At 47.3% G+C, this 21,631-nt stretch carries 24 protein-coding genes and 1 pseudogene; 20 read left to right on the top strand and 5 right to left on the bottom strand.

The features are described 5' to 3' along the window. Nucleotides 1-91 precede the first annotated feature (91 nt). From bioA to bioC, 6 genes are read left to right on the top strand one after another with little or no spacing between them, the layout of a single operon-like run. The gene (gene bioA, locus QP794_RS26930; RefSeq protein ID WP_285079804.1) at nucleotides 92-1,447 is read left to right on the top strand and encodes an adenosylmethionine--8-amino-7-oxononanoate transaminase; all 1,356 of its coding nucleotides are present in this window, start codon (nucleotides 92-94) and stop codon (nucleotides 1,445-1,447) included. Next, nucleotides 1,444-2,178 carry a dethiobiotin synthase gene (gene bioD / locus QP794_RS26935; RefSeq protein WP_285079805.1) on the top strand — a complete coding sequence of 245 codons (735 nt, stop codon included), beginning with the start codon at nucleotides 1,444-1,446 and terminating at the stop codon, nucleotides 2,176-2,178. The genes bioA and bioD overlap by 4 nt, the downstream gene beginning before the upstream one ends. Before the next feature lie 6 nt (nucleotides 2,179-2,184). Continuing rightward, nucleotides 2,185-3,183, top strand: a complete 999-nt coding sequence (bioB, locus tag QP794_RS26940) for a biotin synthase BioB (protein ID WP_483311960.1) — start codon at nucleotides 2,185-2,187, stop codon at nucleotides 3,181-3,183. A 13-nt stretch (nucleotides 3,184-3,196) separates the two neighbouring features. Beyond that, a complete protein-coding gene (gene bioF / locus QP794_RS26945) occupies nucleotides 3,197-4,375 on the top strand; it encodes an 8-amino-7-oxononanoate synthase (protein ID WP_285079807.1) in 1,179 nt (392 codons plus the stop codon). Beyond that, nucleotides 4,372-5,160 (top strand): alpha/beta fold hydrolase, encoded by a 789-nt coding sequence (locus QP794_RS26950; protein ID WP_285079808.1) that lies wholly within the window; start codon nucleotides 4,372-4,374, stop codon nucleotides 5,158-5,160. The genes bioF and QP794_RS26950 overlap by 4 nt, the downstream gene beginning before the upstream one ends. Further along, a complete protein-coding gene (gene bioC / locus QP794_RS26955; protein ID WP_285079809.1) occupies nucleotides 5,150-6,013 on the top strand; it encodes a malonyl-ACP O-methyltransferase BioC in 864 nt (287 codons plus the stop codon). Before QP794_RS26950 ends, bioC begins: the two co-directional genes overlap by 11 nt. A 24-nt stretch (nucleotides 6,014-6,037) precedes the next feature. Here bioC and QP794_RS26960 read toward each other — a convergent pair whose 3' ends face one another. Continuing rightward, nucleotides 6,038-6,598, bottom strand: coding sequence for a TetR/AcrR family transcriptional regulator (locus QP794_RS26960; protein WP_285079811.1), 561 nt, complete (start codon nucleotides 6,596-6,598; stop codon nucleotides 6,038-6,040). A 168-nt stretch (nucleotides 6,599-6,766) separates the two neighbouring features. On the opposite strand from QP794_RS26960, the gene QP794_RS26965 reads away from it, so the two are divergent. Both QP794_RS26965 and QP794_RS26970 read left to right on the top strand, forming a co-directional pair. After that, entirely contained in the window at nucleotides 6,767-7,693 is a 927-nt protein-coding gene (locus tag QP794_RS26965; protein WP_285079812.1) for a ketopantoate reductase family protein, read from the top strand. A 141-nt stretch (nucleotides 7,694-7,834) separates the two neighbouring features. Continuing rightward, on the top strand, nucleotides 7,835-8,251 hold the full coding sequence (locus QP794_RS26970) for a DUF4395 domain-containing protein (RefSeq protein ID WP_285079814.1): 417 nt from the start codon (nucleotides 7,835-7,837) through the stop codon (nucleotides 8,249-8,251). Between the two features lie 67 nt (nucleotides 8,252-8,318). Here QP794_RS26970 and QP794_RS26975 read toward each other — a convergent pair. Beyond that, nucleotides 8,319-9,025, bottom strand: a pseudogene (locus tag QP794_RS26975) (NPP1 family protein). A gap of 621 nt (nucleotides 9,026-9,646) precedes the next feature. Here QP794_RS26975 and QP794_RS26980 point away from each other — a divergent pair. Together QP794_RS26980 and rlmD are read left to right on the top strand one after the other, a co-directional pair. Continuing rightward, nucleotides 9,647-10,528 carry a diacylglycerol kinase gene (locus tag QP794_RS26980; RefSeq protein WP_024633504.1) on the top strand — a complete coding sequence of 294 codons (882 nt, stop codon included), beginning with the start codon at nucleotides 9,647-9,649 and terminating at the stop codon, nucleotides 10,526-10,528. Between the two features lie 141 nt (nucleotides 10,529-10,669). Then, on the top strand, nucleotides 10,670-12,283 hold the full coding sequence (gene rlmD / locus QP794_RS26985) for a 23S rRNA (uracil(1939)-C(5))-methyltransferase RlmD (RefSeq protein WP_285079816.1): 1,614 nt from the start codon (nucleotides 10,670-10,672) through the stop codon (nucleotides 12,281-12,283). On the opposite strand, the gene QP794_RS26990 is transcribed toward rlmD, so the two are convergent. From QP794_RS26990 to QP794_RS27000, 3 genes are all read right to left on the bottom strand, one after another. After that, nucleotides 12,268-13,500 carry a tyrosine-type recombinase/integrase gene (locus QP794_RS26990; protein ID WP_285079817.1) on the bottom strand — a complete coding sequence of 411 codons (1,233 nt, stop codon included), beginning with the start codon at nucleotides 13,498-13,500 and terminating at the stop codon, nucleotides 12,268-12,270. The genes rlmD and QP794_RS26990 overlap by 16 nt on opposite strands. Nucleotides 13,501-13,579: 79 nt before the next feature. After that, nucleotides 13,580-13,987 carry an ImmA/IrrE family metallo-endopeptidase gene (locus QP794_RS26995; protein WP_285079819.1) on the bottom strand — a complete coding sequence of 136 codons (408 nt, stop codon included), beginning with the start codon at nucleotides 13,985-13,987 and terminating at the stop codon, nucleotides 13,580-13,582. A 5-nt stretch (nucleotides 13,988-13,992) separates the two neighbouring features. After that, nucleotides 13,993-14,397: a helix-turn-helix domain-containing protein gene (locus QP794_RS27000; protein ID WP_285079820.1), complete on the bottom strand. Its 405-nt coding sequence runs from the start codon at nucleotides 14,395-14,397 to the stop codon at nucleotides 13,993-13,995. 191 nt (nucleotides 14,398-14,588) lie between these two features. Between QP794_RS27000 and QP794_RS27005 the strand changes: the two genes are divergently transcribed. The 10 genes from QP794_RS27005 to QP794_RS27050 all read left to right on the top strand — a co-directional run bounded on the left by QP794_RS27005 (nucleotide 14,589) and on the right by QP794_RS27050 (nucleotide 21,631). Next, the gene (locus QP794_RS27005; protein ID WP_285079821.1) at nucleotides 14,589-14,810 is read left to right on the top strand and encodes a helix-turn-helix domain-containing protein; all 222 of its coding nucleotides are present in this window, start codon (nucleotides 14,589-14,591) and stop codon (nucleotides 14,808-14,810) included. Further along, on the top strand, nucleotides 14,797-15,105 hold the full coding sequence (locus QP794_RS27010) for a helix-turn-helix domain-containing protein (RefSeq protein WP_285079822.1): 309 nt from the start codon (nucleotides 14,797-14,799) through the stop codon (nucleotides 15,103-15,105). The genes QP794_RS27005 and QP794_RS27010 overlap by 14 nt, the downstream gene beginning before the upstream one ends. Beyond that, a complete protein-coding gene (locus QP794_RS27015; RefSeq protein WP_285079823.1) occupies nucleotides 15,102-15,650 on the top strand; it encodes a hypothetical protein in 549 nt (182 codons plus the stop codon). The genes QP794_RS27010 and QP794_RS27015 overlap by 4 nt, the downstream gene beginning before the upstream one ends. Further along, on the top strand, nucleotides 15,619-15,924 hold the full coding sequence (locus QP794_RS27020; RefSeq protein ID WP_285079824.1) for a hypothetical protein: 306 nt from the start codon (nucleotides 15,619-15,621) through the stop codon (nucleotides 15,922-15,924). The genes QP794_RS27015 and QP794_RS27020 overlap by 32 nt, the downstream gene beginning before the upstream one ends. 199 nt (nucleotides 15,925-16,123) lie before the next feature. Further along, entirely contained in the window at nucleotides 16,124-16,372 is a 249-nt protein-coding gene (locus QP794_RS27025) for an AbrB/MazE/SpoVT family DNA-binding domain-containing protein (protein ID WP_285079825.1), read from the top strand. 111 nt (nucleotides 16,373-16,483) lie between these two features. After that, the gene (locus QP794_RS27030) at nucleotides 16,484-16,963 is read left to right on the top strand and encodes a hypothetical protein (protein WP_285079826.1); all 480 of its coding nucleotides are present in this window, start codon (nucleotides 16,484-16,486) and stop codon (nucleotides 16,961-16,963) included. A gap of 43 nt (nucleotides 16,964-17,006) precedes the next feature. Next, nucleotides 17,007-18,311 carry an AAA family ATPase gene (locus QP794_RS27035; protein WP_285079827.1) on the top strand — a complete coding sequence of 435 codons (1,305 nt, stop codon included), beginning with the start codon at nucleotides 17,007-17,009 and terminating at the stop codon, nucleotides 18,309-18,311. A gap of 20 nt (nucleotides 18,312-18,331) precedes the next feature. Next, on the top strand, nucleotides 18,332-19,408 hold the full coding sequence (locus QP794_RS27040) for an ATP-binding protein (protein ID WP_285079828.1): 1,077 nt from the start codon (nucleotides 18,332-18,334) through the stop codon (nucleotides 19,406-19,408). A gap of 29 nt (nucleotides 19,409-19,437) precedes the next feature. Beyond that, nucleotides 19,438-20,040, top strand: coding sequence for a hypothetical protein (locus QP794_RS27045; protein ID WP_285079829.1), 603 nt, complete (start codon nucleotides 19,438-19,440; stop codon nucleotides 20,038-20,040). A 10-nt stretch (nucleotides 20,041-20,050) separates the two neighbouring features. Then, the gene (locus tag QP794_RS27050; protein WP_285079830.1) at nucleotides 20,051-21,631 is read left to right on the top strand and encodes a DEAD/DEAH box helicase; all 1,581 of its coding nucleotides are present in this window, start codon (nucleotides 20,051-20,053) and stop codon (nucleotides 21,629-21,631) included.

Below are 21,631 nucleotides of genomic sequence, written 5' to 3' on the forward strand. Positions count from 1 at the left end.
TTTTGTCTGATAAGATGTCAACATTCAATTGTTAACCAAAACAAAATATTTTGGTTAACAATTGAAATGATCTAACGGAAGGTGATATCTTATGACACATTATGAACGACTGGCAGCTATAAATAAGGCTCATCTATGGAACCCTTTTACGCAAATGAAAGATTACAATAACTCCGATCCTCTCATTATCGAGCGAGGCGAAGGCGTTATGCTATATGACGTCCAAGGACGTGCCTATTACGACGGCTTCTCCTCGGTGTGGCTTAACGTTCACGGGCATAACGTACCGGAGCTGAACCAAGCCATAACGGATCAGTTGGAACGTGTCGCACATGCTACGCTACTCGGAATGGCCAATGTGCCTGCGATTGAGCTTGCAGAAAAACTGGTAGAGATTTCACCAGAAGGATTAAATAAAGTATTTTATTCGGATTCGGGAGCAACCGGTGTAGAAATCGCAGTGAAAATGGCGTTTCAGTACTGGAAAAACCGAGGGGCATCGGGTAAAACGAAGTTTATTACGATGAATCAAGCCTATCACGGAGATACGATTGGTGCGGTTAGTGTCGGTGCAATTCCGCTGTACCATGATGTGTTCCGTCCGATGCTGTTCCCTACTTATGTCATTCCATATCCTTACGCTTATCGACATGATGACGGCGAACGGGAAGCCAAGCAAGCTACGTTAACTGCATTGCGTAATGTACTTGAAACCAGCGCAGACGAAATCGCGGCCATCATTGTGGAGCCAATTGTTCAAGGGGCTAGTGGCATCCTTATTATGCCAGAGGGCTGTTTACGCGAGATGGCAGCACTTTGCCGTTCTTATGACGTACTGTTTATAGCCGATGAGGTGGCGACAGGCTTTGGTCGGACAGGCGCTATGTTTGCTTGTGATCTCGAAGAGGTATCACCTGATTTGATGGTGATAGGCAAAGGTCTTACTGGCGGTTATTTGCCTGTGGCAGCGACATTGGCAACGGATGAAGTGTACAACGCTTTTTATGCCGATTATGAAGAGCAGAAAACATTTTTCCACGGTCATTCCTTCACAGGTAACCCGCTCGGTTGTGCAGTAGCTTTGGCTAACTTGAAACTATTTGAAGAGCGCAACTTGGTAGAAGGTGTAAGAGCCAAGGCGACTTTTGTAGAAGGCAAGCTCGCAGCGCTTAACGATTGCCCGCATGTCGGTGATATCAGGCAGAAGGGATTAATGGTAGGAATTGAGCTTGTAAGGGATAAGGAGACTCGCGAACCTTACGATTGGGCTGAACGTATCGGCGTTCGTGTAACCGGGCGGGCCAGAGAGCTTGGCATGCTTACGAGACCGCTTGGCAATGTTGTGGTGTTCATTCCTCCTCTTGCCAGCACAGAGGCTGAGCTTGATGCAATGACCGATATTCTGATGAAATCCATTCTTGATGTCACCGAAGGTGGCTTGGAATGATGAATGTAATTCGCGGATTATTTGTAACAGGAACGGACACCGATGTTGGGAAAACAATCGTTACAGGAGCTCTTGCTGCTGCGCTTCGTGCTGAAAATCTGAATGTAGGCGTCTGGAAGCCCGTGCAGTCCGGTGCACTTCTGGGCCGCGGAGAAACCGATGCAGAACGTCTATTGCAATACAGCGGAATTCATGAACGCGCCGGGGAGGTGACCTCATTTACATTCCAAGCTCCTCTTACCCCGATGCTCGCTGCCAAGCAGGAAGGAGTGACTATAACGTTACAGGAGATAATCACCGCTGGTCAGCCGCTAATCCATCGATATGAATCGGTACTCATCGAAGGGGCAGGCGGCGTTGCTGTTCCACTGACTGAAGACTCTCTTGTAGTAGATCTGATCTCGGAGCTTCGGATACCAGCTCTGATCGTTGCCCGCTCAGGTCTAGGTACAATTAATCACACACTTCTTACGGTGTCTTACCTTCAGCAACATGGGGTTCCAATTATAGGCTTCATTCTGAACGACGGTGATTCAAACGAAATGTCTAACGACTCGAGCGCTGCAACGAACGCTGAACTGATTGAACGTTATTGCGGCATCTCCTTTCTCGGACGCGTTCCGCGCTTAACGGGCGAAATCAATACGGAATTGTTGATCCAATTGATTCGAGAGAAGATCCAGTTAACACCAATCAGACAGGCTATAACAGTTCAATCCATGGGAGGATGAATGAAGGTGAACACATTGACAGGTAATCAAGAGTGGTTGTCGCTTGCAAAGAAATCATTGAATGGCGAATGCTTAACAATTGAAGAGGGGCTTGCTGTGCTTGAAGCAAACGACGATGAGGTATTGCCGCTGATGCAAGCTGCTTTTCATGTAAGACGACATTTTTACGGCAAAAAAGTAAAGCTGAACATGATCATCAACGCCAAAAGCGGCTTTTGCCCGGAAGATTGCGGTTACTGCTCTCAATCCATCGTATCAACGGCACCCATTCAAAAATACAGCTTGCTCGACAAAGAAACATTGCTTGCAGGAGCACACGAGGCTATGGCGCGTAAAGCAGGAACCTATTGCATTGTAGCTTCAGGGAAAGGTCCGACCAATAAGGATCTGGATCAAGTTGTAGAAGCGGTTAAAGAAATCCGTGAAACGATGCCGCTTAAAATCTGTGCCTGTCTCGGAATCTTGAAAGATGGCCAAGCAGAACGTTTGGCTGACGCAGGTGTGCACCGATACAATCACAATCTGAACACAAGCAAAGCCAATTACCCGTCGATAACCACCACGCATACCTATGACCAGCGAATTGAAACCGTGGAAAAGGTAAAAGCATACGGCATGTCCCCCTGCTCCGGTGTCATTATCGGTATGGGGGAGAGTAATCAGGAGATTATCGAGATGGCTTTGGCACTGCGTGAGCTTGATGCAGATTCGATTCCGATTAATTTTCTCAATGCGATACCGGGAACTCCTTTGGAAGGCGCGGGTCGCACTCCGGCGATGAAGGCACTCAAGGTACTGGCATTATTCCGGTTCATCTGCCCATCCAAAGAGATTCGTGTTGCGGGCGGGCGTGAGATCAATCTTCGTACACTGCAGCCTTTGTCACTGTATGCGGCAAATTCACTCTTTGTAGGTGATTATCTAACGACGGCAGGTCAAGAAATCTCAAACGATCATCAAATGATTGAAGATTTGGGCTTTGAGATTGAGCTAAATGCTCTTTAAGGCGGTAAAGACTATGAACTGGATGGAAAAAGAACTTGCGTTATTGGCGAATGCTTCCAATGAACGTTACTTTCGTGACAGTGCCGTGGTTCCGGATGGTCCAGGTTATACGTTGAGAGGAGATCGAGTGCTCCTCAACCTGGCCTCCAACGATTATCTGGGACTTGCACAACATCCCGCTATCATCAATACGATTCGCGAGACGCTTCTTACCGAAGGAGGGGGTTCGGGGGCATCTCGCCTTGTCACTGGGAACCGTCCGCTGTATAGCCGTCTGGAAGAAGCGCTGGCCGCTTGGCAGCATAGTGAGGCAGCACTTGTTTTTGCAAATGGTTATATGGCTAATTCCGGTGTCATTCGTGCACTCGTGGGCCGGGGGGATGTGGTTTTCAGTGATCAATTAAACCATGCGAGTATCGTGGATGGGATTGTACTGAGCCGCGCAGAGCATGCCCGGTATCGGCATAATGATATGGAGCATCTGAAGGTGTTATTGAACAAACACCGGGATAAACGACGTAAGCTGATTGTTACGGATGCCGTCTTTTCCATGGATGGGGATCAAGCACCCTTGCGTGAGCTCGTTGCGCTCAAACAGGAGTACGGGGCAATGCTGATGGTGGATGAGGCCCACAGCGGGGGGATCTACGGGGAACGGGGTGAAGGACTATGCTCTAAGCTTGGTCTGCAAAATGATGTGGATGTGCATATGGGGACATTTAGCAAATCGTTTGGTTTATATGGAGCTTATGTCTGCGGCAGCCGTACATTAATCCGCTTTCTCATTAACAAAGCAAGGCCGCTTATCTATTCAACGGCCTTACCTCCTTCTCTCGTCGCAGGGATTTCAACAGCGTTAACCTTGGTACAAAATGATCATTGGCGTCGTGAACGTCTCTACTCAGCCAGTAAGTTATTTCGTTCTTCACTTGGTGATGCCGGATTTAACGTTGGGCCCGGGGATTCTCCTATTGTTCCAATAGTCGTCGGTGATAACGAAAGAGCTCTTCGTTTCAGTGCGGCCCTTGAAGAAGGTGGTATTGCCGGAGTTGCCATCAGGCCGCCTACTGTTCCTGACGGCACAGCGCGAATTCGCTTCTCTTTATCAGCTGATCATACCCCTAAGGAACTGAGCGATGCAGTTGCACTAATCGGCAAGATCGGGCTTCAATTGGGGGTGGTGAACTCATGAGTGCACCGGATCAGAATTTACTGCAAATAAAGCAAGAGACAAGCGGAACCATAGTGTGGCTAACGGGTTGGAGTATGCCTGATACGGTGTTTGAACGTCTTCGCCTGTTGTTGCCTGATTTCCAGCATATTTCGGTTGATTACAGCACTGCCGATTCTCCGGAGAACATGCTATGTCTAGTTGAGACGGCAGTGAGGAATATTTTATTTGGTGGAGGGTTGGCTTGCAGGGAAAAGGCACTTCATGGTCCGCTTCTGATATCAGGCTGGTCGCTTGGAGGTATGCTGGCGCTTAGATTAGCGGCTAAAGGCTACGCTGATGGTCTTGTGTTATTCGGTGCAACCGCGCGTTTTACCCGATCCAAAGAAGAGCTTGACCGTGGCATGGCAGATGCATACGTTAGGCAGATGATCAAAGGGATCTCAAGGGATCGATATGCAGTTGAAACGAATTTTCGAAAGATGATGTTTACGGAGCAAGAATGGGAAACAGGCCTTGCTGAAAGTCTACCTCAAATGGGTAGCTGGACAACCCAAGCACTACTGGCAGGTCTTCAGTTGTTACGAACCGAAAATTGCTTATCTCAACTGCCGAGTATAGATTGTCCGGTTCTTCTTTTTCACGGGACTGAGGACAAAATTTGCCCTTACGGTGCTGGATTGGAGCTTGTGGCTCAATTACCCCATGCCGAGTTAATTTCAATAACCGCCTGCGGGCATGCACCTTTTTTGGGAAGGGAAGCACACATAGCGGATGAATGGAGGAGGTGGTGGCGTGACCAATAGTAGAAATAGTGCTGTTCAACGCCAATTTAATCGTAGTGCGATTTCTTACGATACACATGCGCATGTGCAGCGTTCGATGGCTGATCAGTTAGCAAGATCTCTCGCAGAATGGAAAAATAAAGGGATGCCAGGTGAGCCGAGCATTCTCGAAATCGGTTGTGGCACGGGGGCTCTGACTCAAATCGTAGTGAATGCATGGCCCAGTGCGAAGATCACTGCAATTGACATTGCACCCGAGATGATCGAATTGGCTTCGAAACGGTTCCGTTCAGTACAGCATCCAGATACTGGGGATTGTACAACGGATAATTTACGTTTTCTACAGGCAGATATCGAAATGTGGGCCGTAAATGCTCCGGAGTCCTCAGTGGATATCATCGTCTCTAACGCCTGTTTTCAATGGCTAAATTCTCCGCAGGAAACACTGAGTCAACTGCGGCGTATGCTGCGCCCCGGAGGCTTGCTGATATTTACGACCTTCGGGCCGGATACATTTCGTGAGATGCATGAAGCGTTTAATGAAGTTTATCGAGTGAACGGAATGGAACCACAGCGACATGGACTGTCGTTTGCATCGCCTGTCCAATGGGAAACCATGCTCCAGGAATCCGGATTTTCGAATTTCAATTGTGAGCGTTCAATTCATAAGGAAAAGTATGCTTCCGCAAGAGATTTTCTGTATTCGGTTAAAGGGATGGGAGCTAGCACTTCAGAAGCAGTAACGGTATCAGGTTACAGCTTGCGACGATTGTTCACTGATATGTATAGGGAGTATGAGAATAAGTTCAGCATGCAGGGAGGAGTCGCAGCAACTTACGATCTCCTATTTATCCAATCATTGGCCCTGTATTAATTATGGAATAAAGCGATATTTCCCCTATACCGTTGCGGGAAGAATCAGATGAAGTTCCAGCATAGAGATTAATTCTTCGGCGATCTCCTCTGCTGGATAAGGCATGGAATTCATAATCCACCATTCCAGCAAACCAGCAGCGGCAGAGGCCAGAAACTGTATAGTGATCTCCCTGTTAAGTCCCTTGTGAATGCCGCACGCATCAACCTGCTCTTCGACCCCCTGAATCAGGAGCGTCATGAGTCGATTTCGGAATGCCGGGATGCCTTTTCGAGTTAATAGCGTGGTATAAACGGGAGCGTGCTGCTCCAGGTAACGGAAGGTTCGGAGCAAAGCCTCCTTAACGGTCATGGGAGTAGTAGGACTCTCGACCATACAGCTCTCCACCAATTGCTGCAAATACGTCTCGATGCTTTGATCCAGCAAATCAAACTTGTCTGTATAGTGTAAATAGACGGTACCACGGTTAACATCGGCCCGATCAGCAATGTCATTAATCGTAATTTGCTCGAAATCACGCTCTTCCAACAGCCCGATAAAGGCTTCGGTTATGGCTTTTCTTGTTTTGGCAACTCGTCTGTCCATGGCTTCTCCTCAGAAGTTTTCAACAATATGGATTCATTCGTTGATTATTCAACAAAAACGGATGTTTTAGCGATTGAAGCGTTGCAGATGCTTTGTTACTCTTATTTTATCAACAACTGTTGATAAAGCAACGAATATCCATAAAAATTTGAAATAGAGGGATAACTAATGAATATATTAGTGTATGGCGCAGGCGTTCTGGGCAGTCAGTTGGCGCAGGTTCTGGTGCGCGGGGGAAATGACGTCACCATTCTGGCTAGAGGGAAGCGGGCAGAGGAACTGGAGAGGGATGGTATCGTCATTCGTCATGTGTTCCAGTTTAAAACAACCGTTGATCCGGTTCGGGTAACAAGAACGTTGGAAGAGAATGATCGCTATGATCTTATCTTCGTGGTTATGAAATATAACGATTTTCCATCCGTGCTTCCCATTCTGGCGGCCAATCAGAGCAGCAATATTGTGATTGTCGGCAACAACGCAGATGCACGACGCATGCAAATCTTTTTGGAGGAAAACAGCAAGGAGGAAAAAAGGATCGCGTTTGGTTTTCAGGTCAGCGGTGGGAGGCGGCAAGAAGAGAGGATGTTATCCATTGGTGGAGCAAGCGGGCAAATGGTGATTGGTGGGCTGGACCGTGAAATTGCCTTTAAATCGATACTGGATCAAGCTTTTGAGAAGACGAAATACAAGTTGAATTACCTGGACGATATCGATGCCTGGCTAAAAAGCCATATGGTGCCCATTCTGATGCTTAATGCGGTGAGCTTTAATGAGAAGCACGAAATGATCAAGCTGGATGGGAACAGAAAGCAGCTCCAGCATATGATTGGGGCGATGGATGAGGGTTTTCGCGTGCTGGAGGCTATGGGCATAACGATAATACCGGAGATTCAGGCCAAACTGATTCGCAAGCATCAACGGATGTTTTACCTTCTATTGAAGATTTATAGTATGCTTCCGGTGTATAAACTGGTTGCGGGTTCTTATGGAGAGATCGAGGCGTTAAATGATGCATTTACCGATTGGAAAAAGGCTACCCACACGCCCACTCCTCATTGGGATGTACTCAAAAAGGAATATTCTAACCTCAAATGAGATGGCTCACTGTTTAAAAGTGAAATTTCTTCTGAAAATTTGCCTATAGTGAGCATCCTGCACACATTTTCCTATTGCTCAATGTCCCAATCCCGACTACAATTAAACCAACTAATAAAATGGGGATAAGGAGATATGCAGATGCGAGAAGTACCTATGCGCTATGTCAAAGCGAACCAGATCGGGATTGTTCTATTTGTCGTCCTGTCGTTTCTGTTCAACCAGCCGTTAATTCTGGGAGCATTATGGATCATCCAAGTCGTCGGTCTGGTATCCGGAGGTAAGCTTAATCTGTTTGTGCAGATTGCGAAGGCCGTGTTAACTGGAAAAGGGACAGAGACGCAGGCAGTGGAACTGCAACGCTTCAACAATATTTTGGCAGTATTATTTCTTACGCTGGCACTTATCTCGTTCGGCCTTGGTTGGCAGGTAGCAGGTTACATTTTCTCGTCGATGCTTCTCCTCGCTGCAAGTGCCGCATTGCTCGGTTACTGTGTGGGCTGCACCGTATATTTCTGGTATAAGCAATTACGTGCAGGCAGAAAAATTGGCTTTTAAACTATATGTAGTTGCAAAAACAATCCCCTCCAAGTTCTGTGGTCTACTTGAAGGGGATTTTACTTTTTTATCTGAACCAGGCCTTGTTTAAATTGTTTGTAAAATTGCTGTCATTCAACGGAACATTGGCACTGCCGAAATCTGTTGTATTCAGCGCATTACGCGCGGCAGACGTTAGATCATCCCAGCCGATCAAAGGCTGCATTCCACCCACGGTCCCCGTTACACCAAGCTCATGATTTAGAGGCCAGGTACTATTATAGCTAATCAACGGATTGGTACCTTTCAGGTTCGTATTACTTGGTGCAACATTCGTGAACTGCCCATGTCGCAGCACAAAATCCTCAAATCCTATCCATTGGGATTGTCTACCCATACAACGATACCTTCCCAGTCATGACGATGACCGAGGCCGGAGGAAGGAGAGTCTTTCGGGAAGTACCATGCATACATAATCGCCCATACGCCATTGTGCCATGCCGAACGGGAGTACACTTGGCCTGTGCTTGAACTGCAGTTTCCATTCGAGGAACCGGAAGTTTGCAAGCCGCCGTTGGTATTGCCCTGCTGATCCACTGCGGGGAATGGAACACATCCATGGTAGACTTTTAGGTAAGGTTGAAAACGTTTGGCTGCTATTTGCGTGACTGTGACGGGGCTTTCTTCCTGGAATCCGACAACCTGATCATGATTAATTACGGCTGCTTCAACGGCTGTGACAAAGGGAATACAGGCCAGGAGTGAAACCATGAGCAATAATACGATTCTTTTCATTGGGTAATCTCCTTCATGGGTATGATAGTGTGATTTGTTGAGGATGCATTACGACTATATTGGAAAAGGTTTCATTTTATTTGTCATCTCGTTTAGATATTTGTAAAATTTTTGAAGGGCATGGTTGTTCTCATGATTTGAGAGGGGATAAGACTATTTCCGGCCCAAGCGGGCAGAATGGTGATGGATGGTTGTGAACGACAGGAAGACGATAGGACTAGATTCAAGACGAGTGCGAAAGGTTTATTTTGTAAAGGATAGATAGGTTCGGAAGTTACAGAAAGCATAAATGCCAATACATGGCTAGTGTGGAGTAAGTGAATTCTTTAGCATATATTGATAATGTTATCCTCATGTAAAATTTTGAACTGATTCGATATGATAATAATTACTTATTCATCATAGGCTAGGACATCTTCACATTTGATGATATGATAGAATATAAAGGCTATGGAATGAGACGGAATTCCTTATGCATATATATAGGTAGAAAAAGTGTTGGCGAAGGATTAACGGAAATGAATCATTGTGTAAAATGATACCCGGCTGTGGTCACTCGCAGGTGGAAACAAAATGAGGTCATTAAGACTCATGGATAATGTGGAATAGGTGGCGTATGAGATGAAAAAAGCTCGCTTAATATATAATCCGACCTCGGGCCGGGAAGAAATGAAGAAACGTCTGGCTGATATTTTGCAGCGTTTGGATCAAGGTGGCATTGAAGCCTCTTGTCACGCAACAACGGGTGAGGGAGATGCAACCCGGGAGGCGGAGCTGGCGATTGAGCGCGGATATGACATGATTATTGCCGCTGGCGGCGACGGTACGTTGTATGAAGTCATTAATGGTATGGCCGAGCGTGAGAATCGTCCACCGCTGGGTGTATTTCCTTTGGGAACGACGAATGATTTCGCGCGTGCACTGGGTATTCCGAGACAGTGGGAAGATTACGTGGATCTGGTTATTAACCAGCAGCTTCGTCCGCTCGATCTGGGCAAGGCGAATGATAAATATTTTATCAATATCGCAGGTGGGGGTTCGTTAACGGAACTGACCTACGAGGTGCCAAGTCGTCTGAAAACGATGATTGGGCAACTTGCCTATTATATGAAGGGTATTGAGAAAATGGCGAGCCTGTCTCCGCAGGAGCTGGTTATCCGTGCGGCAGGACAGGAAGAGATTCATGATGAATTCATGCTGTTCCTCATTGCCAATACAAACTCCGTCGGGGGCTTCGAGAAGCTGGCTCCGGGTGCGACCATTGATGATGGCTTGTTCGATGTGATCGGTGTGCGCAAATGTAATTTGGCTGACATGATTCGCCTCGTAACCCTTGCGCTGCGTGGTGAACATCTGAATGACAAAAAGGTCGTTCATTTCCAAACGGATTATATGGAAGTGACATCGCCGGGCTATGTGCAGTTGAACCTGGATGGTGAGCTGGGCGGTACATTGCCAGCCGCATTTACGAACCTGCGTCATCACCTGATGTTGTATCGTTAAGCGTAGTATGGATCGGGGAGAAAGCGTGATTTCCTGTTGCCGTGTGCAATGGGATCACGTATAATCTCATGGAGCCTGAAAATGAATTAAATCTCCCTTGCACAAGGGATGAACATATAAGAAGAAAGAAGTGAATGTACGTTGTCTAATACGAACCGCAGCGGTCGTGGAAAAAACCGCCGGAATTCGGCTGCCTCTCAGGGGCGGCAAGGGAATGCTTCAGCATCCCGTCAGTCGAGCAAATCATCTCGTCCATCAACACGTCAGCAAGGGAAAGAGGTGCGACCACAAGGCGCATCTCTTTCTGCCGTTCGTCCAAAGGGACGGGAACGTGAATCTGCACCAATCGAAGGACTTCCGGTTAGCAAAAATGAAGAGACTGTCATCGATATCATCGGCATGAACCATGATGGTGAGGGTGTCGGCCGTGCCAATGGATACACGCTCTTCGTGCAAGGTGCGCTTCCGGGCGAAACCGTGCGCGTGAGAGTGATGAAAACCAAGAAGCAGTACGGCTACGCCAAATTACTGGAGATTGTGAAGGCCAGCCCGGATCGTGTATCCGCGCCTTGCCCGATCTACGATCAATGCGGCGGATGTCAAATCCAGCATATGAGTTACGCCGGACAGCTTGCGTGGAAACGCCAGCTGGTGGTGGATAATTTGCAGCGGATCGGCAAGCTGAATGTGCTGGTGGAGGATGCAGAAGGTGCAGAGCAACAAGGCATTCGTGTGCTGCCTACCATGGGGATGGACGAGCCATGGCGATATCGCAACAAGGCGCAGGTGCCTATCGGTGCAGCCGAGGGCGGCTTGGTAGGTGGTTTTTACGCCAAAGGAAGTCATCGGATCATCGACATGGACACCTGCCTCATTCAGCATGAGCATAACGATGAAGTCGTCGCCAAGGTCAAGGAGCTAGGCAGCCATCTCGGCATCAGCGCGTATAACGAAGAGACAGGTCGCGGTCTGCTGCGTCATGTCGTTGTGAAGAAGGCATTCCGTACAGGCGAGATGATGCTCGTTCTGGTCACGAATGGTCGAGACATTCCGTACAAGGACGAATGGATCGGCAGTATTCGTGAAGCGATTCCGCATGTGGCGAGCATCTGCCAGAATGTGAACAAAAAGCAGACCAACGTCATCTTTGGCGATGAGACCCGCGTCCTGTGGGGCCGTGATGTGATCTATGATTATATCGGTGATGTGCAGTTTGCAATCTCGGCTCGTTCGTTCTATCAGGTGAATCCGGTACAGACGGAAGTGCTGTATGGGAAGACGGTAGAGTACGCAGGACTGAGCGGCAAAGAGACAGTCATCGATGCCTATTGCGGCATCGGTACGATCTCTCTTTTCCTGGCGCAACATGCGGATCAGGTGTACGGAGTGGAGATCGTGCCTGAAGCCATCGAAGATGCGCGTAGCAATGCGCTGTTGAACGAGATGAAGAACGTGAAGTTTGAAGTGGGTGCATCAGAGGATGTTATCCCACGCTGGAAAGAACAAGGCATCGAAGCTGACGTCATCGTTGTCGATCCGCCCCGTAAGGGCTGCGATCCACGTTTGTTGGATACGATTCTGGAGATGAAACCGGAGCGTGTGGTGTATGTGAGCTGTAATCCGAGCACTTTGGCACGTGACTTGCGTGTGCTGGAGGATGGTGGGTATCGCACGGTTGAGGTAACGCCGGTGGACATGTTTCCACACACGGTGCATGTGGAGTCGGTGGCATGCTTGATCTATAAGGGTTTTTGAGGTTTTTCATCATCGTTGGGGGCAAATTGGGGGCGAGAATCAAAAAGTGAATTAAATTTATCTGCAGCAGATTGGTCAGCTGACTGAAGAGCATGTCCGTATATGTTCATTGTAGTGCTGATGTTCCCATGCCCCAATCGTTCAGAAATGATCTTAGCGTGAACACCTTGGTTAATGAGTAAAGTAGCTGAGGTGTGCCGCAAATCATGAAACCTAATATACCTTAGTCCATTTTTCTTCAGAAAATTTCTGAACCATAAATAAGGACGCTCCTGGTGGAAGGCTTTACCGTCAGGGTGTGAGAAGATAAAAGCGTATCCTCCGTCATTCCACGTCTCGCCTAAAGCCTCACGTTCTATTTTTCGGCTCTCCAGATATTCCCGCAACTCCTCTAATACAACACTAGGTAAGGTTACTTTCCGAATCGAATTTGCCGTTTTGGGCTGTTTAACATGCGCAGTCCCTGCGATAGCGATAGATACGCTTTGTTCAACAGTTATTACTCCAGTAGAGAGGTCGATATGTTTCTCTTCCAAGCCTAAAAGCTCACCTCTTCTCAATCCCGAAGTTACTGCCATAGTTACAAAAAGCCTCCAGTGGATAGGTTCCTTTTGAAGGGCTGCAAGCATCTCCGTAACTTCTTTTTCGCTGTAGGGTATGTTTCTTTTGCTAATCACTTTTGGTTTTTGCACGGCTGCGGCTGGGTTGTCTTTAATAACCTTCCACTCAACAGCCCGAGTAAATATGTTTTTCACGATTCTATGAACCATTTGAATAGTAGCCGAAGACAGTACTCCGCCGCCTCTTTTCATTCCGGGTTGAGCGAGACTTTTTAAAAGATTGACGATGTGCAGTGGCTTGATCTGATCCAATCTCCGGTGCGTAAGGGTAGGAAGTATATGCTTTTTCAAATTAACCTCGTAAGAATATAAGGTCTTCTCCTCAAGATGATCTGATGCATAGTTTGATCGCCACTCTTCTACAAAAGCACCAAAAGTCATCTTCTCTGGTGCAATATACTCACCTGATTCCACTTCCATTTTAAATTTTAGGAGCTCCTCTTCCAAATAGGTCTCCAATTTCTTTTTTGTTTTTAGAAGCGCTTTGTCTTCAACGCGGATTGTTCTGGATCTACGATCTCGGGAGCCATCTGCTTTCTCTCCAACATCTACTACAAGTTTCCAGGAATTCACGCCTCGTTTTTCTTTGTAAGCCATTTACAATTTCTCCCTTCAAAAGAACTAGTGTTCTATTTTTGTGTATGTTAAACCGCCTCGCGGCAGTGAAAGCGCAAGTTTACAAATATTTATGCAATTCTATTGGGATAGAACAACGTTGAAGTAGCTGCTTTTTAGTTTCTCCTGGATCAGCGCTCGTATTTGACATAAGCAATTTAACAGCAAACAGATTAGCTTGTCGTTCAAACTTACCTGCACTAAAGAATGACTGTTCATCGATATAAAATCTACTGATGCCTGGGTGAAGTCGGTCGTGAGCGAGTTCATGGGCACACACAAACCTTTTCCAAGGATCATTGAGTCCATCATGGATAACAATGAATCTCCGACGTAATTTCCTGTAATAAAACCCTCGAGTGCTGTTACCTAAATTACAGTATCGTATATGAATGTTAAGTCGTTCTGCAATTATGAAAGGGTCGTTTGTCTTGAATCGCTTGATGAGTCCCTGAACGATATCGTCCATAAGTTTTAGTCCTCTTTCTTTTTGCGACCATATGTTTTTTTGTTCAATTCTTTGGCTTCCCAGAATAAAGCCTCCATAACACGTTTTACTTTTTCTTTATCTTCGGCGCTCATAGGAACTCCATCAAACATAATAGGCTCATCTTCCTCAAGCATCTTTTTGAAATCTCTCATATCTTTGGTTGTTGCCCATTCAGGTTTGTCGTGATCTTCTTCTTGATCCGTGAAGTAGTCGACGGGCTTACTAAAATAATTTGCTATTGCTTGAATTGAATCTATTTGTGGATGCTTTGTTTGTCTAGAAAGAATCTTAGTAAGACCTGTATAGGAGACACCAGTTTCTTTAGAGAGTCGGTATGTAGTGATACCTTGTTCTTCCATTAGTTCTAATATCTTTTCTGCTAAGTCCACCTAAAATGCCTCCTATGTATATCTCTATTGGGTTATAACTCTATGAAGTTATAATAAAACAGAAAAGGGAGATAAGTCAAGCGATTCAAAGTAAACGGGAGAGAATGTCGCATTTTGTAACTCTATCGGGTTATAACGGCGGTTGTTTATAACACAATGGAGTTATATCATGTGTTCAGGAGGTGAGCACAGTGGGTCAAACAATCGAGGTAAATATCCAGAAGTTAATTGATGCAAAAGGGTGGACAATTTACCGCCTATCAAAAGAAAGCGGAGTTGCCGTATCAGCATTGTACAACATAGGAAAGAAAAAACAAGGTCCGTATGCTGAAACATTGGTTAAATTGTCAAACGCGCTGGGCGTTTCGTTGGATGCGTTGGTGCTAGGAGTGAGTGATAATGACAGCCCTTGAACAAGCAATTGCTGACATCGTAGCGACTCAAGTATCTGCAGCTGAGAAGCGGATTTTGGAAAGTCTAGTTGCGGATACTGATCGTACTTTATCTTTTGCTCAAGCCTGTGAGTACCTTAGTATTTCGGATTACACGCTTAGAAAACTCGTTAAATCTAAGGCAATTCCACATCGGATGCACGGAGCCGAAGGGAGTAAGAACCCTAGATACCTATTCAGCAGTAACTCTCTTAATCAATGGAAAAGGGATGAAGAAGCTCGTAATTACAGACCGAATGGAGGTTTATCGACTTGAACAAAACACCAAGCCTAGCACCGCCAGAAGTAATGGACTTCTGCGCTAATCCTGAATGTGCTGCAGAGATCGTGGAGGGTCAGCTCGCTGTACGTTATGGCCAGCACCTTTACTGCAAAATGGGCTGTGCAGCTAAGTCAATTGGCATCGCAACAATTACAGCTGGGGAGAAAGTGAAGTTCGGCGTGTCTGGCTTCCTGGCTCCTGACGGTAAATTCTATGGCTGCCCTTATGGAAAGCATCGTGAACTAGCTGCTGAGCTGGTTGCCAAGTATAACATCGCCTTTGATGGCGACAGCAACAAAGTTGCCAATTTCATTAAGTTTGGCTGCAGCTCATCTACTGGACCCGCAGGAGACTCAGCTTGCCACTGCTTCGTGTGGGACGAGCCTACACCTAAACAAGTGGATTGGCTCACAGCGAATCTTGATAAGCTCACTGAGCAGCAACGTCGGATCATCTTGGCTGATCTGGATTTGTATGATATCGAAATTCCGGAAAGGAGCTTATCCGTTGGAGATCCCACAACATCTATACCAGGATAAATACTGGCGGAGCACATTGTATCTGTTCATGAATCAACCGAGTCTTCGTCGGTGCCTGACTACCAAGTATTTTGACCTGGAGGGTGGCATCATCGAGTCAGCAGCGCTGAAGCGGCTTTCCAAACCCTGGAGCCTAGCGGAAAAGTTCATGCTTAACCTGGCCTTACACCTATTCAATGCTAACTTAGCTAAGGTCAATCTGGCCGATATGGATTATCTGGACAGTAACAATTTAGCGCTAGTTCATGAAGCACTCAAAATACGATTCGGTTGAATGTGGGTTCTTGAGAGGAGGTGAGGGGTTGAACGTCACTGGACAAGTTTGGTTGGAACTGACATTTGAGGAGCGCATGGTGTGCTTGGCTTATGCAGCAAGTGAAAACGAAAAAAGGCTATCACGGGGTAGGAGCCGTCGATAACCTTAACAAAAACTATTCTACCGCCAGCATAGCACTGGCAGAAAGGATTTGCAAATGAAAGCTACAGGTATGGTTCGTCGTATTGATGATTTGGGTCGTCTTGTTCTCCCGAAGGAGCTTCGCAAAGTTCGTGGTATTGAGAACGGAGATCCGCTTGAGTTCTTCGTTGATGGTGACAAAATCGTCCTTCGCAAGTATCAACCAGGCTGCGTCCTGTGTGGTAACGAAGATGGTCTGCGCTTATTCCATGGTAAACATATCTGCACCACTTGCATTAAGCAGGCAGCTGAGAATGTTCACTGACCTATATAAATCGGATATCCCTTGGGATATTGTCACAGACGATAGCGGCAACGTGATCGGGGAGGTCTTCAAAGTCCTTCCGGATCCGCCGCCAAGGAGGCGACAGGGGAAATGGGGCATTACTTCTATGTCACCCCAGATGAGTATGCAGAAGCAGCAAAGCTTGGAATAAATTCGACCTTGTTGGATCGGCGTATTCGTGAGCAGGGCTGGTCAAAGTGTCGAGCTATGACAACGCCACCACGTAAGAGTGTAGATCGAAAACATTGGAGAGCTGAAGCGGAAAAGAACGGGGTTAATTATGTTGCCTTCATGTCTCGAATCAATAGAGGTTGGTCAATGGAACGTGCAGCAACTGAACCTCTGCAGACACCGGAGCAGGCTAGAGAACAGGCAATTAAAGCAACAGAAGCTATCCGTATTTACCCTAAAAAGTATGTAGATCTAGCGATCCAGAACGGCATTGCTTATGTAACCTTCGCTCGTCGGGTCAAATGTATGGGTTGGGATTTTGAGCGTGCAGCAACTGAACCTTTATGGTCGCGACAAAAGGCAGGTAAGCTCGGAGGCAAAGTGTTTACGAGATCGTGAAGGTGAACGGGCAGCACAAATATTTGGGAAGCGGGGATCGTACATGATCAAAATTAATAAGCTCGAAATCGAAAATGTGAAACGGGTAAAGGCTGTCAAAATGGAGCCTTCCAGTGCGGGGCTTACGCTTGTCGGTGGCCGGAATAACCAAGGCAAGACAAGCGTTCTGGATGCCATTGCATGGGCTCTTGGCGGCAATAAATATCGTCCTTCACAAGCGAACCGTGAGGGTTCGATGGTAGTACCTTATCTGCAGCTCACTCTGTCCAACGGCCTGGTCGTGGAACGGAAGGGTAAAAATAGCGACCTGAAGGTGATTGATCCGAATGGCCAGAAGGGTGGTCAGCAGCTCCTAGATAGTTTCGTGGAAGAGTTGGCCATCGATCTACCTAAGTTCATGAACGCGACCAACAAAGAGAAGGCGAACATCCTTCTTCGTATCATCGGTGTTGGTGAACAGCTTCATGCCTTTGAGAAGCAGGAACAGGAAGTTTACAGCCGTCGCCATACTATTGGCCAGATTGCTGACCAGAAAGCGAAGTTTGCCAAGGAGCAGCCATACTTTACGGATGCACCGAAGGAACCTATCTCAGCATCAGAGCTGATCAGTCAGCAACAGGAGATCCTGGCACGCAATGGCCAAAATCAACTGAAGCGTCAACGTGTGACACAGATCCAATCCGAGTTTGAGCAACAAGGCCGTGAGGTTGTTCGGCTGACTGCAATTCTGAACGCAGCTCAAGAGAAATACACTCAATTGCAGACGGATCTGGGCATTGCTCAGAAGGATGCACTGGATCTGAAAGATGAATCTACTACAGAACTGGAACAGAACATCAGTCAGATTGACGATATCAACCGGAAAGTTCGGGCGAACTTGGATAAAGACAAGGCGGAGTCGGATGCCAGCGAATACCGCGTTCAGTATGACCAACTTTCAACTGAGATCAATGAGATCCGCCAGAAGAAAGCAGAGCTACTGAACAATGCGAATTTGCCATTGGATGGTTTGTCTGTGGATGAGGGAGAGCTGGTGTACAACGGACAACGCTGGGATAACATGAGCGGATCCGATCAGCTGAAGGTGTCCACGGCCATCGTTCGTAAGCTAAAGCCAGACTGTGGTTTTATTCTCCTGGACAAGCTCGAACAAATGGATCTGCAGACGTTGAATGAGTTTGGATCATGGTTGGAGCAAGAAGGTCTGCAGGCCATTGCGACACGGGTCAGCACTGGTGACGAGTGTAGCATCATTATTGAAGACGGCTATGTTGCGGGACAGGAGCAATCTGCAGTACCGACAACTCCACCAGCCGAAACAAAGACATGGAAAGCAGGTGAATTCTGATGCAAGTCATCAGTGGAAAAGTGCAGAAAGCTAAGAAGGTTGTCATCTATGGACCCGAGGGAATTGGCAAGTCGTCCCTTGCTGGACGGTTCCCACGACCTGTATTCATTGATACAGAAGGTTCGACTACTGAAATGGAAGTTGACCGTTTACCTAAGCCTACAAGCTGGACGATGCTCAATGAGCAAGTCAGATGGGTGCGGCAACAGGGTAACCGCTTCGGTACCTTGGTCATTGATACCATCGATTGGGCAGAAATGCTTGCCGTGAGCAGTGTATGCGCGATTCACAACAAAAGTAGTGTTGAGGACTTTGGGTATGGCAAAGGATATATTATCGTCGCCGAAGAGATTGGACGATTTTTGAATCTTCTTCAGGACGTAGTTGATTCGGGGATCCATGTTGTCCTGACAGCTCATGCTCAAATTACGAAGTTTGAACAGCCGGATGAAATGGGCGCCTATGATCGGTACCAACTCAAGCTTGGTGCGAAGACTGGATCTCGGACAGCACCACTCGTCAAGGAATGGGCAGACATGGTTCTGTTCATCAATTACAAGACATTCAGTGTGGCTGCTGACGAGAAAGGTAAGAAGCACAAAGCCCAGGGCGGCAGCCGCACCATGTACACGACACACCATCCTGCATGGGATGCAAAGAACCGGCAAGAACTCCCTGACGAGCTGCCATTAGATTATGGCCATATTGCACACATCTTTGACGGGGTGGTGCAAGCCAGTCCTTCTCAACCGCCTGTTACTCCACCGCCGCCAGTAACACCTGCAGCACCACCAGCACAACCTGCAACACCGCCACCTGCATCTGTGCAGACACCAGCTCCTTCAGCACCTGTACAAGTTGCAGATGCAAGCCAGGGACTGAATCCGAATATCCCAGCATCTCTTCGGGATCTGATGGTACAGTACCAGGTGACAGAGAACGATATTCAGATTGTGGTTAGTCAAAAAGGCTACTACACCATCGACACACCGATTGCTAACTACGATCCTGGATTCGTAGATGGTGTGCTGGTCGGAGCTTGGCAACAAGTGTACGGCATGGTTCAAGACATGCGAAATCAGATTCCGTTTTCATAAATTTCATTAGACATTAGGAGGACTCATACATGACTCAAGAAAGAGAATTTGGTTGGGATGACGAGATTGTCAACGAAGGAGGGACTGGCTTCACTCTTCTCCCTCCAGGAGATTACAACTTTACGGTGAGCAAGTTTGAGCGTGGACGTTTCGCCGGCAGTGAAAAAATGCCTGCTTGTAATCAGGCTAAGATGGAGATTATTGTTCATTCTCCTGAACATGGTGATGTGACGTTAAGCCACAATTTGTTGTTGCACAGTAAGACAGAGGGCTTCCTATCAAACTTCTTTGCCGGTGTTGGCCTAAAGAAGAAAGGTGAGCCACTGAAAATGAACTGGCCAGCTACGCTGGGACGTAAGGGTCGTTTGAAAATCGAGATCCGGAATTATACCTCTAAGGGTGAGCAACGCTCTGCTAACGAGATCAAGACGTTCTATCCTTATGATGAAATCCAGCCACAACCTAGCTATCAGCCATCCGGACAACAAAAATATCAACCGCCACAAACGCAACAGCATCAACAGCCGCCGCAGTATAGTCAGCCTCAGACGCAGTATAATCCGCCAGGGCAAACACAGCAGCCCTTCCCTGGACAACAGCAGTCCGGGAGCTGGAATCCTGGCCAATTCTAGGAGGTAAACGATGGAACTTAGACCCTATCAGCAAGAAGCGCGTCATTCCATCCAAGCTGAATGGAACAAAGGGGTCAAGCGGACGTTGCTTGTTCTACCCACTGGATGCGGTAAGACGATTGTATTTTCAAAAGTAACAGAAGACCGGGTTAAGCTGGGTGAGCGTGTGCTCATCCTGGCCCACCGGGGTGAGCTGCTTGATCAAGCTTCAGACAAGCTGGAGAAATCCACCGGACTTAAGACAGCAACCGAGAAGGCAGATCAAACATCAGTAGGCAGCTGGTACCGCGTAGTCGTAGGTAGTATCCAAACCCTTATGCGGGATAAAAGGTTGCAACAGTTTGCTGCAGATCACTTTGACACGATCATTATCGATGAAGCGCATCATTGTTTGTCTGACAGTTATCAGCGTGTGCTGCAGTATTTTGAAACGGCCAACGTTCTTGGCGTTACAGCTACACCAGATCGTGGTGACATGCGTAATCTAGGTAGCTTCTTCGAAAGCCTAGCCTATGAATATACATTGCCGAAAGCCATTAAGGCAGGTTTCCTGAGCCCGATCAAGGCGATGACCATTCCGCTTCAGATCAACTTATCAGCAGTTGGCCAACAGGCAGGAGACTTCAAAACGCAGGATCTCGGAACCGCGTTGGATCCATACCTGGATTCCATTGCTGATGAAATGTTACGGGTGGCCAAAGACAGAAAAATTGTTGTTTTCCTTCCACTTGTGAAGACCAGTCAGAAATTTACTCAGATTCTAAACTCGATTGGGTTCCGAGCAGCGGAAGTCAACGGGGATTCGCAGGATCGATCACAGATATTAGAAGACTTTGATAACGATAAATATAACGTGCTATGCAACAGCATGTTGCTGACTGAAGGATGGGACTGTCCGAGTGTGGATTGTGTGGTTGTGCTTCGGCCTACGAAGGTTCGCAGCTTATACAGTCAGATGGTCGGGCGTGGTACCCGGCTTCATCCAGGCAAGACAGAACTACTCCTCTTGGACTTCCTGTGGCATACCGAGCGGCACGAGCTTTGCCATCCAGCACATCTTATTGCCGAGAATGAAGAGATTGCCCAGGCGATGACCAAGCAGATCGAGGAGGCAGGCATCGCGCTGGATCTGGAGGACGTGGAGAAACAGGCAGCTGAGGATGTCGTTGCACAGCGCGAGGAAGCTTTGGCCAAGCAGCTGGCTGAGATGAAACGGCGTAAACGTGCCTTGGTCGATCCGCTCCAATTCGAAATGAGTATTCAAGCTGAGGATCTATCCAGCTATGTACCGTCCTTCGGTTGGGAAATGGCTCCACCATCAGATGCTCAGGTGAAGACGCTTGAGAAGCTGGGTATCTTGCCAGAACAGATTGATAATGCCGGCAAGGCGACGAAGCTGCTGGAGCGTTTAGACAAGCGTCGTGAGGAAGGGCTAACTACACCAAAGCAGATCCGCTTTTTGGAGCAACGTGGCTTTGAACATGTGGGTACCTGGTCCTTTGATCATGCCAAAAAGATGATTGATCGAATCGCTGGCAACGGTTGGAAAGTACCTGCAGGTGTTGAGCCGAAGGAATATCGAGGTCAATAA

Source organism: Paenibacillus sp. UMB7766-LJ446 (genome assembly GCF_030226665.1).
GTDB lineage: Bacteria > Bacillota > Bacilli > Paenibacillales > Paenibacillaceae > Paenibacillus > Paenibacillus vandeheii.

Excerpts from the sequence above, each read along its gene's own strand:
- QP794_RS26990 (WP_285079817.1), bottom strand. The coding sequence starts at position 13,500 with ATGGCTTACAAAGAAAAACGAGGCGTGAATTCCTGGAAACTTGTAGTA.
- QP794_RS26950 (WP_285079808.1), top strand. The coding sequence starts at position 4,372 with ATGAGTGCACCGGATCAGAATTTACTGCAAATAAAGCAAGAGACAAGC.
- QP794_RS26965 (WP_285079812.1), top strand. The coding sequence starts at position 6,767 with ATGAATATATTAGTGTATGGCGCAGGCGTTCTGGGCAGTCAGTTGGCG.
- QP794_RS27030 (WP_285079826.1), top strand. The coding sequence starts at position 16,484 with ATGGGGCATTACTTCTATGTCACCCCAGATGAGTATGCAGAAGCAGCA.
- bioD (WP_285079805.1), top strand. The coding sequence starts at position 1,444 with ATGATGAATGTAATTCGCGGATTATTTGTAACAGGAACGGACACCGAT.
- QP794_RS26995 (WP_285079819.1), bottom strand. The coding sequence starts at position 13,987 with ATGGACGATATCGTTCAGGGACTCATCAAGCGATTCAAGACAAACGAC.
- QP794_RS27025 (WP_285079825.1), top strand. The coding sequence starts at position 16,124 with ATGAAAGCTACAGGTATGGTTCGTCGTATTGATGATTTGGGTCGTCTT.
- QP794_RS26960 (WP_285079811.1), bottom strand. The coding sequence starts at position 6,598 with ATGGACAGACGAGTTGCCAAAACAAGAAAAGCCATAACCGAAGCCTTT.
- QP794_RS26970 (WP_285079814.1), top strand. The coding sequence starts at position 7,835 with ATGCGAGAAGTACCTATGCGCTATGTCAAAGCGAACCAGATCGGGATT.
- QP794_RS27050 (WP_285079830.1), top strand. The coding sequence starts at position 20,051 with ATGGAACTTAGACCCTATCAGCAAGAAGCGCGTCATTCCATCCAAGCT.
- bioF (WP_285079807.1), top strand. The coding sequence starts at position 3,197 with ATGAACTGGATGGAAAAAGAACTTGCGTTATTGGCGAATGCTTCCAAT.
- QP794_RS27010 (WP_285079822.1), top strand. The coding sequence starts at position 14,797 with ATGACAGCCCTTGAACAAGCAATTGCTGACATCGTAGCGACTCAAGTA.
- QP794_RS26980 (WP_024633504.1), top strand. The coding sequence starts at position 9,647 with ATGAAAAAAGCTCGCTTAATATATAATCCGACCTCGGGCCGGGAAGAA.
- QP794_RS27035 (WP_285079827.1), top strand. The coding sequence starts at position 17,007 with ATGATCAAAATTAATAAGCTCGAAATCGAAAATGTGAAACGGGTAAAG.
- QP794_RS27045 (WP_285079829.1), top strand. The coding sequence starts at position 19,438 with ATGACTCAAGAAAGAGAATTTGGTTGGGATGACGAGATTGTCAACGAA.
- bioA (WP_285079804.1), top strand. The coding sequence starts at position 92 with ATGACACATTATGAACGACTGGCAGCTATAAATAAGGCTCATCTATGG.